Genomic DNA, 14,934 nt, shown 5'->3' on the forward strand with positions numbered 1-14,934 from the left:
CCCCGCCCCCCCCCCCCCCCCCCCCCCCCCCCCCCCCCACCCCCACCCCGCCCCCCCCCCCCCCCCCCCCCCCCCCCCCCCCCCCCGAAACTCTGCTAAATCTTTGACATCCAGCAGAATTTCCGAGCCCGCCCAGCGGGCGGAGTTCGGAAATTCTGCTTAGCCCCCGTCCCATGCAATCCTCCGCGCGGCCGCGACGATCATGATAGGGTCCGCGGCGCCACGCCAGAGCCTTGTGGGAGATCCGATGCGCCTGTGCTCCGTGCTGCTCCTCGGCCTGCTTGCGGCGCCTCCGGCCTGGGCCGGAAACGCCTGCGGCCTGCGTCCGGACGACTGGTGCCCGGCGCCGGCCGGCGATGCCTGCGGGCGCCACGCCGATGTCGAGAGCTGCCGGCGGGATCAGGCCTGCACCGGCATGGCCTATCGCGGCGAGTCGCTGATCGCCTGCAGGCGTGATGAGCGTGGATTCGGGCTGAACTGTCCGACAGTCGGCTGCAAGAGCCGGTCCCCGGAAGGCCGAACGGACGACGACTAGAACTTGTAGCCGATCTTCATGCCGGCATTGGTGATGCCGCGATTCTCGCTGCACAGCCCGGCATTGGAGTTGTGCTCGATCGAGGCGATGACGCTCCAGTGCTCGTCGAACTGGTAGCCGAGCGCGGCGGACTCGCGGAACAGCAGGTTGCAGCCGACGGCGATACGGTTTTCGCTGCCCTCGTCCTTGCCGTTGTTGACGCTGCCGCCGAAGCTCGCCTCGACGAACACCGGAAATTCGAAGGGTTGCACGTGCCAGGTCACGCCGGCATAGGCGGTGCTCGTCCTGCCGTCGAAATCGATGGTGGCGCCGACATGCGGACGCGGGATCAGATATTCGACCCAGCCATCGGCATGGAACGGCTTGGAGAACAGGAGCTCGACGTTGAGGTCGACATCACCCATCTCGTCGCTGGTGTCGATGCCGTGGCCCATCACGCCCAGGCGCACTTCGTTGAAGAAGGGATCGCTGACCATGGGCGGCGCGGTCGTATCCACGTCGGCGGCTTTCGCAGCCCCCACCGATCCCAGCGCCGCCACGAGGCAGCAAACGAAGAGTGCACGGCGCATTGGCAAATCCCGAGCGGACTCGGCCCCCGCGACAATCGATACGCAGAAACCGGATACATGGCAATCACGATGACTTATGGTTAACGTTCGGTTGACGGCCGTGACCGGCCGACCGACTGGGTGCCCGTCGAGGCGGAGGCCGGCGGCCGGCGTGCCCTTGCCGAGGTGCGTCCGGCCGAAAATCCTTGAAATCAAGCGAATTTGCCTGGCTTCGCATCGCTCGCGCCCGCGCAGTCGGCATGTCCTCGCCCATGAAGTCGCATTCTGTCTTTGCGCGGCCCAGTGTGGCAGGAATGACGCAAGTCACCGTTGCGATACTTTCACGCCCGGGATGGCCGATGCCGGCGCACCACCAGGTTCGTATCAGAGGCAGCCGGCCCGGCCGGATCACGCTCGGCGGCGTGGATCTGGTCTTCGCTGAAGACCGCCTCGCCTGCCCGACGGCCGTGCCGGTTCGGGCGCTCGCCGCCGCGCTCTACGCCCAGGGCATCGATGCCGCCGCCGTGGCCGAGATCAGCCCCGGGCTGGCGGCGCCCTGCCGGCTGGTCCGCTTCGATACCCACGGCAATCGCTTCGTCATCGAGGAGCCGCTGCCGGAACTGATCGCGCTCCTGAAGCTGGCGCGGTTCGAGAGCGCGGTCCACAAGCAGGGCTACGAGGTGGAGCGGCTGTGATCCCCGCGGCGCGGCGGGACTGGCGCGCGGCGCCGACATGCGCTAATCCCGCGCCCCCTCCCCCGTCGCGAGACCTTCCATGCCGACAGCGCCCGCCGCCGACGCCTCGATCGGCATCGATTTCGGCACGAGCAACACGGTGGTGGCGATCGCGACGCCGGGCGAGGCCGCGCGGATCGTCACCTTCGACCATCGCGGCCGCATCCTGAACGGGTTCGTCTCGGCGCTGTGCTTCTGGGACGAGCGGCGCGGCGGCTCGGCGACGACACGCGTCGAAGGCGGCCCCTGGGCCATCGACCAGCTCGTCGACGGCTCCTTCGCGTTGCGCTTCATCCAGTCGTTCAAGACCTTCGCCGCCAGCTCCACCTTCCAGGACACGCGCATCTTCCGCGAGAAATACCGCTTCGAGGACCTGCTGGTCACCTTCCTGCGCAATCTGACGCGACATGCCGGCACGCCGCTGGACCTCGCCTCCGCCCGGGTGGTCATCGGCCGGCCGGTGAAGTTCGCCGGCCAGAACCCGAACGACGGGCTCGCCATGCAGCGCTACCACACCGCCTTCGCCGAGGCCGGCGTGGGCGCGGCGAGCTATGTCTTCGAGCCCGTCGGCGCCGCCTTCTTCTACGCCCGGGCGCTGCAGCGCGACGCCACGGTGCTCGTCGCCGATTTCGGCGGCGGCACCAGCGACTTCTCGGTGATGCGCTTCGAGCGGGCCGGCGGCCAGCTGCGGGCCCAGCCGCTCGGCCATGCCGGCATCGGCATTGCCGGCGACGTGTTCGACACCCGCATCGTCGACCATGTCGTGTCGCCGCGCCTCGGCAAGGGATCGAGCTACCGCTCCTTCGACAAGGAGCTGGCGATCCCCAACCACTACTACGCCAATCTGTCGCGCTGGCACCAGTTGGCGATGATGAAGGCCAATGGCGACCTCAAGGGCCTGCGCGACCTGGCAAAGGCGGCGCTGAAGCCGGAGCAGCTCGACACCTTCGCCGACATCATCGAGTTCGATATGGGATTCGCGCTCTACCGGGCGGTGTCGGACGCCAAGTTCGCCCTGTCGAGCCGGGATGAGACGCAGTTCCGCTTCGCCGTGCACGACACCGAGATCGGCGCCCGCGTCACGCGGCGCGACTTCGAGAGCTGGATCGCGGCGGATGTGGCCCGCATCGCCGGCACGGTCGACGAGGTGCTGCGCCGGGCCGGAACGGCGGAAGGCGAGATCGAGCGCGTCTTCCTCACCGGCGGCACCTCGCTGGTGCCGGCGATCCGGCGCCTGTTCGCCGAGCGCTTCGGCGAGGAGCGTCTCACCAACACCGACCAGTTCGAATCGATCGCCGCGGGCCTGGCGATGATCGGGCAGGAGGCGGATGTCGGTCGCTGGGCTGTCCCGTCCGGGCAGCACGGCTGAGGCGCCGGAGGGGCGCCGATCAGCCTGGCATGTCCGCGATCACGCCGTGCAGCGCCTCCAGCACCGGGCGCGAGCGCTGATCCCGCGGATCGGAACGGAGCTGGTTCATGACATAGGAGACGCCGAGCCGCTGGCCGGGCCAGGCCGCATGGATCGAACCGCCGGCGCCGTTGTGCCCGAAGGCATCGGCAGGCGGACCGAACCGGTGCTGCTCCGTCTGCAAGGCATAGACGGTGGCAAAGCGCATGGGCTCGTCGATGAAGGGGTCGGTGAAGCGGCTGAGCTCGCGCCGGCCCTGCGCCAGCGTCTCCGGCCGCATCAGCCGGACACCGTCCAGTCCGCCGCCTTCGGCGAGGCAGGCATAGAGGCGTGCCATCGAGCGGGCCGAGGCGACGGCGCCGCCGCCGGGGATCTCGGCGCCATGGTAGGCCCGCGTGTTCCAGGGCGTGCCCTCGCGCGGGAACAGCGGCGGATTGCCCCAGATCGAACGGTAGGTGCTCGACGCAGCCTGCTCGGGCGTCAGGCCGTCGTCCCAGTCCGGGCCGAGCTCCAGCACGCCGACGCGCGGCTCCAGGGCCGGCGGCAGGCCGATCCAGATGTCGAGGCCGAGGGGGGCGGCGACCTCCTCGGCGAAGAAGCGGCCGATCGACCGGCCGTCGATGCGCCGGAGCAGACCGCCGCACAGCCAGCCGATGGTCAGGGCGTGGTAGCAGCCATAGGCGCCGGGATCGGGCGACAGCGGCTCGGCGGCGAGCCGCGCCTCCATGCCCTCGTCGTCGGCGAGATCGGCGGCAGCGAGCGGCGCCAGGGTGATGCCCGGCAGGCCGGCGCGATGCGAGACCACGTCGCGGACCAGCACGCCGTCCTTGCCCTTCGCCGCGAAGGCGGACCAGTAATGGGCGACAGGCCTGCCGAGGTCGAGCGCGCCGCGATCGACCAGCATCAGCATGCAGGTGGCGACCAGGCCCTTGGTGCCGGAGAAGATCACCTGCAGCGTATCCTCGGCCCAGGGCCGGCCGGGCGCGGCCGTGCCGCCCCATAGATCGACGACCGTCTCGCCGCCGCGCACGGCCGCGAAGGCCGAGCCGCCGTCGCCGGCCTCGGCGAAAGCGCGGGCATAGGCCTCGGCGACCGGCTCGAAGCTGGGGGCGACGAAGCCGCGGATGGACGGCGGGGGTGAAGGTTCAGCCATTGTCCCGGCCCTTTCCTCAGCGTCTCGGCGGGCCCGATCACCCCTGCCCGTCTTCTCCCAGGCCCGGGCTCGCCCGGCGCGCCACCATCGGCTCGCCGTCGATCAGGATCGGCGAGCGCACGGCGCGCACCGCCCCGCCCTTGGCCCGGGGATGCGGCAGGTCGACCACCATGCCGCGATGCAGGGCCTGGGGATCGCCGAGGGCATCGGCGACCGAATTGATCGGTCCGGCCGGCACGCCCGCCGCCTCGAGCGCCGCCAGGAGGTCGGCGCGACTGCGCAGGCCCGTCAGGCCGGCCAGCAGCGGGCACAGCGTCTCGCGGTTCCGCACCCGGTCCTTGTTGGTGAGGTAGTCGGGATGGGCGGCAAGGTCCGCCACGTTGAGGAGGGCGCAGAGCTTCCTGAACTGGCCGTCATTGCCGCAGGCGATGATGATGTGCCCGTCGGAGGCGGGAAACAGCTGGTAGGGCACGATGTTGGGATGGGCGTTGCCCATGCGCTTCGGCGCCTTGCCGGAGACGAGATAGTTCATCGCCTGGTTCGCCAGGACCGCGAGCTGGGTGTCGAACAGCGCCATGTCGACATGGCCGCCCTGCCCCGTCATGTCGCGGCGGCGCAGGGCCGCCAGGATGCCGACCGCGGCATAGACGCCAGTGAACACGTCGGCGAAGGCGACGCCGATCTTCTGCGGCTCGCCCTGCGGATCGCCGGTCAGGTCCATGATGCCGCCCATGCCCTGGATCATGAAGTCGTAGCCGGCGCGGGCGGCATAGGGCCCGTCCTGGCCGAAGCCGGTGATCGAGCAGGTGACGAGGCGCGGGTTGAGCCCGGCCAGGCTCTCATGGTCGAGGCCGTATTTGCGCAGGCCGCCGACCTTGAAGTTCTCGATCACCACGTCGCAGCCGGCGGCGAGCGAGCGCACCCGCTCGGCGCCCTCCGCCGTCTCGAAGTCGAGGGCGATCGAGCGCTTGCCGCGGTTGCAGGAATGGAAATAGGCGGCGTCGAGATGCCCGCCATCCGCGGCCTCGACGAAGGGCGGCCCCCAGCCGCGCGTGTCGTCGCCGGTGCCGGGCCGCTCGACCTTGATCACCTCGGCGCCGAGATCGGCGAGGAGCTGGCCGGCCCAGGGGCCGGCGAGGATGCGGGCGAGCTCGAGCACGCGCACGCCGGCGAGCGGCCGGGGCGGGGTCGAAGACGAAGCGGGGTCGGCGGGCTGGGTCCACATGGCTCCGCGGCTTTACGACACCGGCGCCGCCTCGCCAAGCCCGGTGGGGAAGCTCCAGGGCCGCACGCCCTCGATCCATTTCGCCACGGCCAGGGCGCGGGCATCGTCATGGCGCCGGGCGACCACCTGCATGCCGGCGGGCAGGCCGTCCGCGGCAAGGCCCATCGGCACCGACACCACCGGGCAGGCGCTGACCAGGTTGAAGGGCTCGGTCATGGACTGGGTGTAGAGCCGCCCGTCCGGCATGGTCACGGAAGGGTCGTCGAAGGCCTCGACCGGCCGCGCCGTGTCGCAGGTGGTCGGGCAGAGCAGCGCATCATATCCGGCCACCAGCGGCGCGAAGGCGCGCCAGAGCGCGGTGCGGCGATGCTCGATCGCCCGGAGCGCCACCGCGTCGAGGCGGCGTCCGGCCCGGATCAACCGCACCACGCCGGGATCGAGCTCGGCCTCGTGCTCCTCGAGGAGGTGGCCGAAATCGCCGGCGAAGCAATAGGCCCAGAGCGCGTCCTGGTCCTCGATATGGCCGCGGGTGAAGGGCGTGCGCACCCGTTCGATCCGGGCGCCGGCGGCTGCCAGGGCCTCCACCGTCGCCTCGAACAGGGCGGCCACGGCAGGGCTCGTCGCATAGACATCGAGATCGGGCGAGACCGCCAGGCGCGGCGCCTCCAGGCTCGGCAGCGGCAGCACCGAGGGCGCCGACGGCAGGGAGAAGACGTCGGCGTCGTCGGGCCCCGCGGTGACGGACAGGAACAGCGCCGCATCGTCCACCGTGCGGGCCAGCGGCCCGAAATGGGCGAGGGAATCATATTGCGTGCGCGAGATGTCGAGGGGGATGCGGCCGAAGCTCGGCTTCATGCCGACGATGCCGCAGAGCGAGCCGGGGATGCGCACCGAGCCGCCCATGTCCGTGCCCTCGGCCAGCGGCACGCATCCCGCCGCCACGGCGGCGCCGGAACCGCCGGAGGATCCGCCGGGGGTGCGCCCCATATTCCAGGGATTGCGCGTGATGCCCCAGAGCGGGCTGTGGGTGTAGCCGGAATAGGCGAATTCCGGCGTGGTGGTGTGGCCGACGACGATGGCGCCCGCCGCCTTCAGCCGCCGGACGATCACCGGATCGGCATCGGCGACATGGTCACGGAAGACCTTCGAGCCGAAGGTGGTGCGCTTGCCGGCGATCGGCGTGAAGTCCTTGATGGCGATGGGCACGCCGCACAGGGCCAGGCCGGCGCGCCGATCGAGCGGCAGGGCGTCGATGGTCGCGGCCTGGACCAGCGCCTCCTCGCCGTAGACCTCGGTGAAGCAGTTGAGCGCCGGCTGCACCGTGCCGATGCGTGCCAGAGCCACCTCCACGGCGAGCCGCGCGCTCAGCCCGCCCGAGCGCACGGCGGCGGCGATGGCGGTCGCGGTCAGGGGATGGGTCATGGCGCCTCCATCGCGTCCGGCCGGCGCCGGACGGTCCGACCGGCGTCGGACGGTCCGACCGGCATACCAGCTTCGTATCGCCCCGGATACCGGCCACGAGCCGCCTCTGGCGATTCGCCGCCGCCTCGCCTAGAAGGCCTGTCCCGTCGACGGAGCGTCCCGATGTCCGACCGCAGACCCGGCAAGCATGCGCTCGGCTTCGTGCTGATCACCGTGTTCATCGACATGATCGGCCTCGGCATCATCCTGCCGGTGCTGCCCGGTCTGATCAGGGATCTCGCCCATGTCGACGTCTCCAGCGCCGCCACCCTCGGCGGCTGGCTGCTGGTCGCCTATTCCGCCATGCAGTTCCTGTTCAGCCCGATCATCGGCAACCTTTCCGACGCCTACGGCCGCAGGCCGGTGCTGCTGCTCTCGGTGGGCGGGCTCGGCATCGACTATGCCCTCACCGCCTTCGCGCCGACCATCGCCTGGCTGGTCGTCGGGCGGCTGATCGCCGGCGTGTGCGGCGCCTCCTATTCCGTCGCCAGCGCCTTCATCGCCGACATCACCGCGCCCGAGGAGCGGGCCAAGGCTTTCGGCTATATCGGCGCGGCCTTCGGCGTCGGCTTCATCATCGGGCCGGCTCTCGGCGGCCTGCTCGGCGAATACGGCCACCGCGTGCCGTTCTACGCCGCCGCCGCCCTGTCGCTCGCCAATTTCGTCTATGGCTGGCTGGTGCTGCCGGAAACCCTGGCGCCGGAGAAGCGTCGGCCTTTCCGCCTCGCCCGCGCCAACCCGCTCGGCGCGCTGGCTGCCTTTCGCCGCCACCCCGCGCTGACCGTGTTCGGCGTGACGCTGTTCCTCCACTTCCTGGGGAACAGCATCTACCCCGCCATCTGGGCCTATTACACCATCTATCGCTACGGCTGGAGCGAGCTGGAAGTCGGCCTGTCGCTGGCCTTCTTCGGCGCCATCACGGCAGTGGTCCAGGGCGGCCTGGTCGGCCCCTTCATCCAGCGCTTCGGCGAATGGCGGACGGCGCTGATCAGCCTCGTGTTCGAAGCGGTCATCGCCGTCGGCTACGCCTTCGCCGGCCAGGGCTGGATGATCTACGTCCTCCTGGTCGTCGGCTCGATCCAGGGCATCGCCATGCCGGCGATCAGCGCCCTGATGACCCACAGCACCGAGGCGGACGCCCAGGGCGAGCTGCAGGGCGCCATCGCCAGCCTGATGGGCATCACGTCCATCGCCAGCCCGCTCATCGGGACGCAGCTGTTCGGCGCCTTCACCGGTCCGCAAGCGCCGATCGAGCTGCCCGGAGCGCCGTTCCTGGCGACGGCGCTGCTGTCGGCGGTCGCGCTATGGGTGTTCGTGCGGACACCGCGCAAGCCGCGGGCGGCGTAGCGCGCTGCGGGCGTCCCTGCGCCCGAGCCGTCCAGAAATCGCCGGCTTGATGGTCCAGACGAGCCGAGCGGCATTGGGAGGAGGCATGGCACCGCGTCTGATCCTGGCCGTCGTCCTGTGCCTCCTGCCCGCCTCGATCGCCCTGGCCGATCCGGCCGGACCGTGGCAGCGCGCGGCGCCCTCCGCATGGTCGGATGCCGCATCCCGCGCGGTGCAGGCCTACGCCGCCACCCACAGGCCCACGGCCGTCATGGTCGTCCGGGACGGGTTGGTGGTCGCCGCATGGGGCGACGTCGGCCGCAAGGTCAACCTGCGCTCCGTGCGCAAGAGCCTCATCGGGATGCTCTACGGCATCGGCGTGGCGGAGGGGCGGATCGATCTTTCCCGCACACTGGAGCAGCTCGGCATCGACGACGAGCCGCCCGCCCTGACGCAAGCGGAGAAACGGGCGACCCTGCGCGATCTGCTTATGGCCCGCTCGGGCGTCTATCACGCCGCGGCCTACGAGACATCAGACATCCGCGCGAAACGGCCGGCGCGCGGCAGCCATCCGCCCGGAACCTTCTGGTTCTACAACAATTGGGACTTCAACGTCCTGGGCACGATCTATCGCAAGGTCATGGGCGAGGACATCTTCGCGAGCTTCGAGCGCCGGATCGCCCATCCGATCGGCATGGAGGACTTTTCCGCGCATGACGGCCGATATGTGCGGGAGGCCGTCTCGATCCATCCGGCCTATCCCTTCAGCATGAGCGCCCGCGATCTCGCGCGCTTCGGCCTGCTCGTGCAGGAGCGCGGCCGCTGGAACGGCCGGCAGATCGTGCCCGCCGCGTGGATCGAGCAAGCCGCTGCCGCCCTTTCGGCGACCGACCGGGAGGGGCGTGGCTACGGCTATCTCTGGTGGAGCCTGTCGTCGGCGCAATGGGGCGCCGGAGCGGCGCTGGCTTCCGGCTACGGCGGCCAGGCCCTCGCGGTCGTCCCGTCCAAGCACCTCGTCGTGGTGCAGACCGTGGACCTCGAGGGCGGCGCCCGCGGGCTGCGCACCACGGCCTTCCTCGCCCTGGCCCGGGCGATCGCCGACGGCGCGCCCTAGCCGATGCCGCCGCCCGGGGAAAGGCGGAAGCGCACCATCGCCTGGGGGCTGTCGGCGGCGATCCTGCTCCACCTCCTCCTCGGACTGGTCCTCGTGCTGATGCCCGGCCCTCGGCCGCTCGCGGTGATCCCCGAGCGGGGCATCGACGTCGAGATCGTGACCGAGCCGCCGGAGCATGCGCCCGCCGCGCCGATGCGGCTGCCGAGCCAGCCCGATCGCCCGGCCGCTGCGCCGACGGCGCCGCCCGTTCCGAACGTGGGCCCGCGCTCCGCCGTGCCTCCGCCCATGGTCAAGGCGGCGCGCATGCTGTCCGGAGCGGCGCTCGCCGACCCTCGCAACCGACCGGTGGTGCAGACGCTGCCCCTGCTCGCGCCGGACGAGCGGATGGAGCAGCTCTGCGTCATCGAGGCGATCGAGCAGATCCGCATCACCCGCCGGGACACGCAGCCGGACCGGCTCGTCGCCTATGCCATGGCGGAGACGCGGACCGCCGGCAATGCGCTCTCCGCGGACGGCGGCGCCTTCCACAGCAAGGGCGAGTGGTATGCCGTCCGTTTCCGCTGCGAGTTGACGCCGGACCATGCAAGGGTCGCGGCCTTCGAGTTCGCCGTGGGCGATGCCATCCCCCGCGGCGAATGGGCCCGCCACAACCTGCCCGCGACGGACGCCCCATCGGACTGAAATCCGTCCGCGCGAGCCCGCCAGCCGCTCACGGATCGCGCACGCCTTGCGGACCCGCGCCCGGTCCGAGTGATCCGACAGGCATCCGTGTCTGTCGTCCTCCGCGCATTCGAAGATGCCTGCTCCAGGTCTCAGGGTGCCAGTCCGGCAAGGGCCGGTTGATGCTGCCTGACGATCGTCTCGATGAAATCGCTGACCACACGCACGCGCTTCATATGCCGAACGGCCTCATGGACGACCAGCCAGATGGCTTCCTCCTGCCGACACAGCTCGGGCTTGATCCGCGACAGTTGCCCTTCACCATCCGCCAGGATGCAGGGAAGGACACCCAGGCCATTTCCCGCCTTGATGGCCAGAACCTGCGCCTGCATGGAATCGACCATGAGTGTGGCAATGCCGCTTTCCGTCCAGGACCGGAGCGCTCTTGGCAAAGCGAGGAACGAAAGTGAATCGCCCCATGTGATCAGCCGATGACCGGCTATGGGCAGTCGATCCTCCACAATGGGATGGCCGGCGACATACGCCTTCGATCCATAGAGGCCGAATGCGATCGTTCCGATGCGCCGGACGAGAAAATTGCCCTGCTCCGGCCGGCAGAGGCGCAAACCGATATCCGTCTCTCTCTGGGGCAGGCGAGAGAACGACATCGCGTTGACCACGACTCCCAGTGAGAGATCCGGGCAGGCTTCCTGGAGCCGGGGCAGGCTGGGAATCAGGAGATGGTGCGCGAGCGTTTCGACGGTGACGATCCGCACCGTCCCGGAGACGCGGCCGTCCCGCTCGCCGAATCCGTCCTGCAGATCGACCATCGCCGCTTCGATCGCCATGGCCTTTTCGATCATGGCGTGCCCGACTTCGGTCAGCCCGTAGCCGTCCGGCCGTCGCTCGAACAGCCGGGTTCGCAGCGCAGCCTCCAAGGTTTCGATCCGGCGCGCCACGGTGGAGGGACTCGCACCCAGGTCCTGCGAAGCGCCGGTCAGGCCGCCCCGGCGCGCGACAGCGAGAAAGTAGCGGATGTCGTTCCAGTTCATGTTTCCATTCTTGGAAAATCACTTCCTGATCTTGGTGGTGGCGATGGGAGGGCCGAAGACATAGGAACCGGCGGAAACGAGCGGGGCGGAAGAACGGGCGGGGCCTCCCCTCGCCCGATCTCGCTCAGGCGGAGTCAGGCATGGGAAGACCATTCTATCTCGGTGTGGCCGCCGCTGTCCTGGCAGCGTTCGCATGGTCGTCGAACTTCATCGCACCCTTCATGATCGGCAATTTCTCCCCTTTCGATCTTGCGCTGGTCCGGCACGTGGTTTCAGGGTTGGTCGGACTATGCATTCTATTATTGGAAAAGAACATATCGCAGCATCTCACGCGTCGTAACTGGCTCGTGGCGTCCTGGCTCGCCTTCATCGGCTATGTCGGCTACTTCCTGACGGTGACGGGAGCGGCGATCTATTGCGGGCCGGTTGTCGCTCCGGCTTTCGTGGGGCTTGTTCCGATCGTCCTCGCGCTCGTCGGCAACCTGCGGCAAGGGTCCGTACCGTGGCGCGCCCTCTCGGTACCTCTTGCTCTGGTCTCGATCGGCCTCCTTCTCGTCAACGGAGCGGCCTTCACAGCCGAGGGCTTGGATTCCGCGCGCTCGCTCCCGATCGGCATTCCGTTGGCGGCTGCCGCGGTGGTGCTCTGGGTCTGGTTCGCTATCGAGAACCAGGCGGCGATGGCTGCGAGACCGGACATGCCGTCGAGTGTCTGGACGGCTCTCATCCTCGTGGGCGGAGGCATCCAGATGCTGGCTATGGCCCCTTTCGGCACCGCCCTGGGCCTTTTCCAGCTTTCGAAGCTGGGCTTCGCATACGATGTCGCCGGCCGGCTCTATGTTTGGGGGGCGTCATTGGCGCTGTTGGCCACGGTCGGGGGCGTATGGGCATGGAACATGGCCGCACGCATCTTGCCGATCGCGCTGGCGGCTCAATTGATCGTCTTGGAAACGGTCTTCGGCATCATCGGCGGTCTCGTCATTCATGCTCGATGGCCGACCGCCGTCGAGAGCGGCGGCATCGTGATCCTGATTGCCGGAGTCCTTCTCACCATCCGCGTTTTTCATGAAGGGCGATCGAGGTCGAGCAGGTGCCATGTGCAGGACGCCTGATGCCGCGCGCAGCGATCACCTTCTTTGCTCCACCGGCTCGGGACGGCCGGCATCGCGCTGCCCGGCGAGCGCCGCCCATCGGCCCGGTGTCAGGCCCCAGGTCCCTCGGAACAGCCGCGACATGTGGCTCTGGTCGGCGAAGCCGGCGGCCAGCGCGGCGTCGCAGAGGGGCATCCCCTCCCCGATCATGCGGCGCGCCTGGTCGAGCCGGCGCATGGTGCGGAAGCGGCTCGGGCTGGTGCCGAAGACAGCCCGGAACTGGCGCGCGACCGTCCAGCGATCGAGGCCGGCCGCACGTTCGAGCCCCTCGGCGGAATGGGCGACGGCCGGATCGTCGGCGATCAGCGCGCGCACACGAGACATGGCCTCGACGTGCAGCGGGGCAGCGCGGCTTCCCCTACGGGTCGGCGCAGCAAGGCCTTCCAGCATGTCGGCGACGGCGACCGCGACCTCGACGCGCTCGACCTCGCCGATCGGCGCATCGAGGTCGGCCAGGCTCGCGACGAAGGCCGGGGCCAGATCCGCCGGCCGGACGACGGGGTCGGCGACGAAGGGCAGCGGCCGGCCGCCGAGCGCCGCCTGGATCAGCGCGGGATCGACATACATGATCCGATAGCCGAAGCCCTCCTCGGTGCCGGCGCCGCCGTCATGAACCTCGTCGGGATGCAGCACGTGGCCGTGGCCGGGATCGCAGACGCGCCGCTCGCCGCGGTAGCCGAAGAGGTGGGCACCCGACAGCGTCACCCCGATCGCATAGACGTCGTGGCGATGCGGCGAATAGGCCTGACCGAAGAGATGGGCCTCGAGGCGTTCGATCCCGGGGGCCGGACAGCCCATGCGGATGCGCGGGCGGGCGCGGCGGTCCGCGCCGGCCGCCCCGCACAAGCCTTCAAGACCGACTGCACGGCTGCGGCCTAGCGTCTCCTGCATGCCGATACGCTACAGGGTTCGCGACCATGCTGCAGCAGCTTTCCCAGATCGAGGCCCGGCCGGTGCTGATGCTCGTGCTGGCGGCCCTGGCGGTGATGGGCAGCCCGGGCCCGGCGACGATCAGCCTCACCGCGGTCGGCGCCAGCTTCGGCCTGCAGCGCACGCTGCCCTATTTCCTCGGCCTCGTCCTCGGCGCCGGCCTGGTCCTGTGCGCGGTGGCCGCCGGCCTCGTCTCGCTCCTGTCTTCGCTGCCGGGCCTGGCGCCGATCCTGTTCGGCCTGTCCGCAGCCTATATCCTCTATCTCGCCTTCAGGATCGCCACGGCGCCGCCGCCCTCACGGGCCGATTCGCAGGCGACCGTGCCGTCCTTCGCCGGCGGCGTGCTGCTGGCGGTCGCCAATCCCAAGGCCTATCTGGCGATCGGCGCCGTCTATGCCGGGACATCGCTTGGGCTCCAGCCCGGCGCGATGGAGACGGCGGCCAAGACGGCGATCCTCCTCGTCATGATCGTCCTGATCCACCTCGCCTGGCTGATCGCCGGGGCGTCCTTCGCCCGCCTGCTCGACCGGCCGCGGCTCTCGCGGGTCGTCAATCTCGCTTTCGCGGCGGTGCTGGTCGCGTCCATGGCCGTCGCGGCGATGCACTGAGCGGCCAACCGGTCAGGGCGCGGCCGGCTTCGTCGTGGCCGCCCCGAAGAGGCCCTCGACGAAGGCGAGAGCCTGCGGGACGGCATCGGCCTGGGCGGCGACATTGGCCTCGACACCCTGGCGCCTGCGACCGGGATCGTCGAAGTCGTGGGTGGCGCCGGCATAGACCGTGATGGCGATGTCGCCGCCGCCGGCCTTGCTGGCATCGACCAGCCGCCGGCAATGGGCGGCCGAGACCTCTTCGTCATGGTCGCCGCTGAACACCCGCACCGGCGCATAGGGCCGGTAGCGCTGGTCGAAGACGTCGTGCAGGCCGCAGGCGGGATAGAAGGCGAGCGCGCCGACGAACCCCTCGCGCGGCGGCAGATGCTGCGCCTCGAGCGTCACGTCGGCCATGGTCGCCAGCGCAGCGCTGCCGCCGTTCGACCAGCCCTGGAGCGCGATGCGGTGCGGATCGACGTCCAGCCGGGACCGGAGATAGGCCAGAGCGGCATAGGCGTCGCGCGGCCGGACCGTCACCTCGTTCACCGCGTCGGGTCGATCGCCGTAGGAATGGACGGGGAAGCCCCCGGCGAAGCCTCGCGGCCCGAAACTGTCGACGAGAAGGGCGGCATAGCCGTGATCGGCCCAGAAACGTCCCCAGAACAGATGCCGCTGGGAAAGCGTCGTCGAGTCGAACCTGCCATGCGCCGCGATGGAATAGGGCCCGGCGCGCCCGTGCATCATCACGACGGCCGGAATGGGTGTGGCATGCCCGCCGGGCAGGAAGAGATAAGCGACCAGGCTCTGCCCGTCCGGGCCGGCGAAATGCACCGTGTCGGGGCCGGCCTCCGGCCCGGCCCAGGCCGCCGCGACCATCAACCACGTCATGGCGGCGATCGTCAGGATCATGCGCATCATCGGCATCTCCATCGCCCGGGCAGCCCGCGGCCATCGTCGCGCCGAGCTTCCGTAAAGGCAAGGCCAACCGGCACGCGGTGGCCGTGTGCGTTGACGGATGGGAACCCGGCGGCCAAAATATCGAAAGGCCCG

The 14,934-nt window shown here is 69.9% G+C and carries 15 protein-coding genes; 8 read left to right on the forward strand and 7 right to left on the reverse strand.

What is annotated here, in order from left to right; translation table 11 throughout:
- Nucleotides 1–247 precede the first annotated feature (247 nt).
- Nucleotides 248–535: a hypothetical protein gene (locus tag QO011_RS09900; protein WP_307270993.1), complete on the forward strand. Its 288-nt coding sequence runs from the start codon at nucleotides 248–250 to the stop codon at nucleotides 533–535.
- Here the strand turns inward: QO011_RS09900 and QO011_RS09905 are convergent.
- Nucleotides 532–1,104: an acyloxyacyl hydrolase gene (locus tag QO011_RS09905; RefSeq protein WP_307270996.1), complete on the reverse strand. Its 573-nt coding sequence runs from the start codon at nucleotides 1,102–1,104 to the stop codon at nucleotides 532–534. The two genes, QO011_RS09900 and QO011_RS09905, sit on opposite strands and share 4 nt — an antisense overlap.
- A gap of 338 nt (nucleotides 1,105–1,442) precedes the next feature.
- Between QO011_RS09905 and QO011_RS09910 the strand changes: the two genes are divergently transcribed.
- Nucleotides 1,443–1,778 (forward strand): hypothetical protein, encoded by a 336-nt coding sequence (locus tag QO011_RS09910; protein WP_307270999.1) that lies wholly within the window; start codon nucleotides 1,443–1,445, stop codon nucleotides 1,776–1,778.
- A gap of 79 nt (nucleotides 1,779–1,857) precedes the next feature.
- On the forward strand, nucleotides 1,858–3,186 hold the full coding sequence (locus tag QO011_RS09915) for an Hsp70 family protein (protein WP_307271001.1): 1,329 nt from the start codon (nucleotides 1,858–1,860) through the stop codon (nucleotides 3,184–3,186).
- Nucleotides 3,187–3,205: 19 nt separating this feature from the next.
- Here the strand turns inward: QO011_RS09915 and QO011_RS09920 are convergent, their stop codons facing one another.
- Genes QO011_RS09920 through QO011_RS09930 form a run of 3 tightly spaced genes read right to left on the reverse strand, consistent with a single transcriptional unit; the run spans nucleotide 3,206 to nucleotide 7,025 of the window.
- A complete protein-coding gene (locus QO011_RS09920) occupies nucleotides 3,206–4,378 on the reverse strand; it encodes a serine hydrolase domain-containing protein (protein ID WP_307271004.1) in 1,173 nt (390 codons plus the stop codon).
- Between the two features lie 37 nt (nucleotides 4,379–4,415).
- Nucleotides 4,416–5,603, reverse strand: a complete 1,188-nt coding sequence (locus tag QO011_RS09925) for a CaiB/BaiF CoA transferase family protein (protein ID WP_307271008.1) — start codon at nucleotides 5,601–5,603, stop codon at nucleotides 4,416–4,418.
- Nucleotides 5,604–5,615: 12 nt separating this feature from the next.
- Nucleotides 5,616–7,025, reverse strand: a complete 1,410-nt coding sequence (locus QO011_RS09930; protein ID WP_307271009.1) for an amidase — start codon at nucleotides 7,023–7,025, stop codon at nucleotides 5,616–5,618.
- Between the two features lie 162 nt (nucleotides 7,026–7,187).
- On the opposite strand from QO011_RS09930, the gene QO011_RS09935 reads away from it, so the two are divergent.
- The 3 genes from QO011_RS09935 to QO011_RS09945 all read left to right on the forward strand — a co-directional run bounded on the left by QO011_RS09935 (nucleotide 7,188) and on the right by QO011_RS09945 (nucleotide 10,185).
- Nucleotides 7,188–8,411 (forward strand): TCR/Tet family MFS transporter, encoded by a 1,224-nt coding sequence (locus tag QO011_RS09935; RefSeq protein WP_307271012.1) that lies wholly within the window; start codon nucleotides 7,188–7,190, stop codon nucleotides 8,409–8,411.
- An 85-nt stretch (nucleotides 8,412–8,496) separates the two neighbouring features.
- Nucleotides 8,497–9,504: a serine hydrolase domain-containing protein gene (locus tag QO011_RS09940; protein ID WP_307271014.1), complete on the forward strand. Its 1,008-nt coding sequence runs from the start codon at nucleotides 8,497–8,499 to the stop codon at nucleotides 9,502–9,504.
- Nucleotides 9,505–9,507: 3 nt separating this feature from the next.
- Nucleotides 9,508–10,185, forward strand: a complete 678-nt coding sequence (locus QO011_RS09945; RefSeq protein WP_307271017.1) for a DUF930 domain-containing protein — start codon at nucleotides 9,508–9,510, stop codon at nucleotides 10,183–10,185.
- Nucleotides 10,186–10,316: 131 nt separating this feature from the next.
- On the opposite strand, the gene QO011_RS09950 is transcribed toward QO011_RS09945, so the two are convergent.
- Nucleotides 10,317–11,216: a LysR family transcriptional regulator gene (locus QO011_RS09950; RefSeq protein WP_307271020.1), complete on the reverse strand. Its 900-nt coding sequence runs from the start codon at nucleotides 11,214–11,216 to the stop codon at nucleotides 10,317–10,319.
- A 140-nt stretch (nucleotides 11,217–11,356) separates the two neighbouring features.
- Here QO011_RS09950 and QO011_RS09955 point away from each other — a divergent pair, with 140 nt between their 5' ends.
- Nucleotides 11,357–12,325 carry a DMT family transporter gene (locus QO011_RS09955; RefSeq protein WP_307271023.1) on the forward strand — a complete coding sequence of 323 codons (969 nt, stop codon included), beginning with the start codon at nucleotides 11,357–11,359 and terminating at the stop codon, nucleotides 12,323–12,325.
- 15 nt (nucleotides 12,326–12,340) lie between these two features.
- Here the strand turns inward: QO011_RS09955 and QO011_RS09960 are convergent, their stop codons facing one another.
- Entirely contained in the window at nucleotides 12,341–13,162 is an 822-nt protein-coding gene (locus QO011_RS09960) for an AraC family transcriptional regulator (RefSeq protein WP_307271026.1), read from the reverse strand.
- Nucleotides 13,163–13,281: 119 nt separating this feature from the next.
- On the opposite strand from QO011_RS09960, the gene QO011_RS09965 reads away from it, so the two are divergent.
- Nucleotides 13,282–13,902: a LysE family translocator gene (locus QO011_RS09965; RefSeq protein ID WP_307271029.1), complete on the forward strand. Its 621-nt coding sequence runs from the start codon at nucleotides 13,282–13,284 to the stop codon at nucleotides 13,900–13,902.
- A gap of 12 nt (nucleotides 13,903–13,914) precedes the next feature.
- Here the strand turns inward: QO011_RS09965 and QO011_RS09970 are convergent, their stop codons facing one another.
- Nucleotides 13,915–14,802 (reverse strand): dienelactone hydrolase family protein, encoded by an 888-nt coding sequence (locus tag QO011_RS09970; protein ID WP_307271033.1) that lies wholly within the window; start codon nucleotides 14,800–14,802, stop codon nucleotides 13,915–13,917.
- Nucleotides 14,803–14,934 lie beyond the last annotated feature (132 nt).

It is taken from the genome of Labrys wisconsinensis (assembly GCF_030814995.1).
Lineage (GTDB): Bacteria > Pseudomonadota > Alphaproteobacteria > Rhizobiales > Labraceae > Labrys > Labrys wisconsinensis.

Bases quoted from the DNA above. Each gene is read 5' to 3' on its own strand.
- QO011_RS09900 (WP_307270993.1), top strand. From the start codon at position 248: ATGCGCCTGTGCTCCGTGCTGCTCCTCGGCCTGCTTGCGGCGCCTCCG.
- QO011_RS09905 (WP_307270996.1), bottom strand. From the start codon at position 1,104: ATGCGCCGTGCACTCTTCGTTTGCTGCCTCGTGGCGGCGCTGGGATCG.
- QO011_RS09910 (WP_307270999.1), top strand. From the start codon at position 1,443: ATGCCGGCGCACCACCAGGTTCGTATCAGAGGCAGCCGGCCCGGCCGG.
- QO011_RS09915 (WP_307271001.1), top strand. From the start codon at position 1,858: ATGCCGACAGCGCCCGCCGCCGACGCCTCGATCGGCATCGATTTCGGC.
- QO011_RS09920 (WP_307271004.1), bottom strand. From the start codon at position 4,378: ATGGCTGAACCTTCACCCCCGCCGTCCATCCGCGGCTTCGTCGCCCCC.
- QO011_RS09925 (WP_307271008.1), bottom strand. From the start codon at position 5,603: ATGTGGACCCAGCCCGCCGACCCCGCTTCGTCTTCGACCCCGCCCCGG.
- QO011_RS09930 (WP_307271009.1), bottom strand. From the start codon at position 7,025: ATGACCCATCCCCTGACCGCGACCGCCATCGCCGCCGCCGTGCGCTCG.
- QO011_RS09935 (WP_307271012.1), top strand. From the start codon at position 7,188: ATGTCCGACCGCAGACCCGGCAAGCATGCGCTCGGCTTCGTGCTGATC.
- QO011_RS09940 (WP_307271014.1), top strand. From the start codon at position 8,497: ATGGCACCGCGTCTGATCCTGGCCGTCGTCCTGTGCCTCCTGCCCGCC.
- QO011_RS09945 (WP_307271017.1), top strand. From the start codon at position 9,508: ATGCCGCCGCCCGGGGAAAGGCGGAAGCGCACCATCGCCTGGGGGCTG.
- QO011_RS09950 (WP_307271020.1), bottom strand. From the start codon at position 11,216: ATGAACTGGAACGACATCCGCTACTTTCTCGCTGTCGCGCGCCGGGGC.
- QO011_RS09955 (WP_307271023.1), top strand. From the start codon at position 11,357: ATGGGAAGACCATTCTATCTCGGTGTGGCCGCCGCTGTCCTGGCAGCG.
- QO011_RS09960 (WP_307271026.1), bottom strand. From the start codon at position 13,162: ATGGGCTGTCCGGCCCCCGGGATCGAACGCCTCGAGGCCCATCTCTTC.
- QO011_RS09965 (WP_307271029.1), top strand. From the start codon at position 13,282: ATGCTGCAGCAGCTTTCCCAGATCGAGGCCCGGCCGGTGCTGATGCTC.
- QO011_RS09970 (WP_307271033.1), bottom strand. From the start codon at position 14,802: ATGATGCGCATGATCCTGACGATCGCCGCCATGACGTGGTTGATGGTC.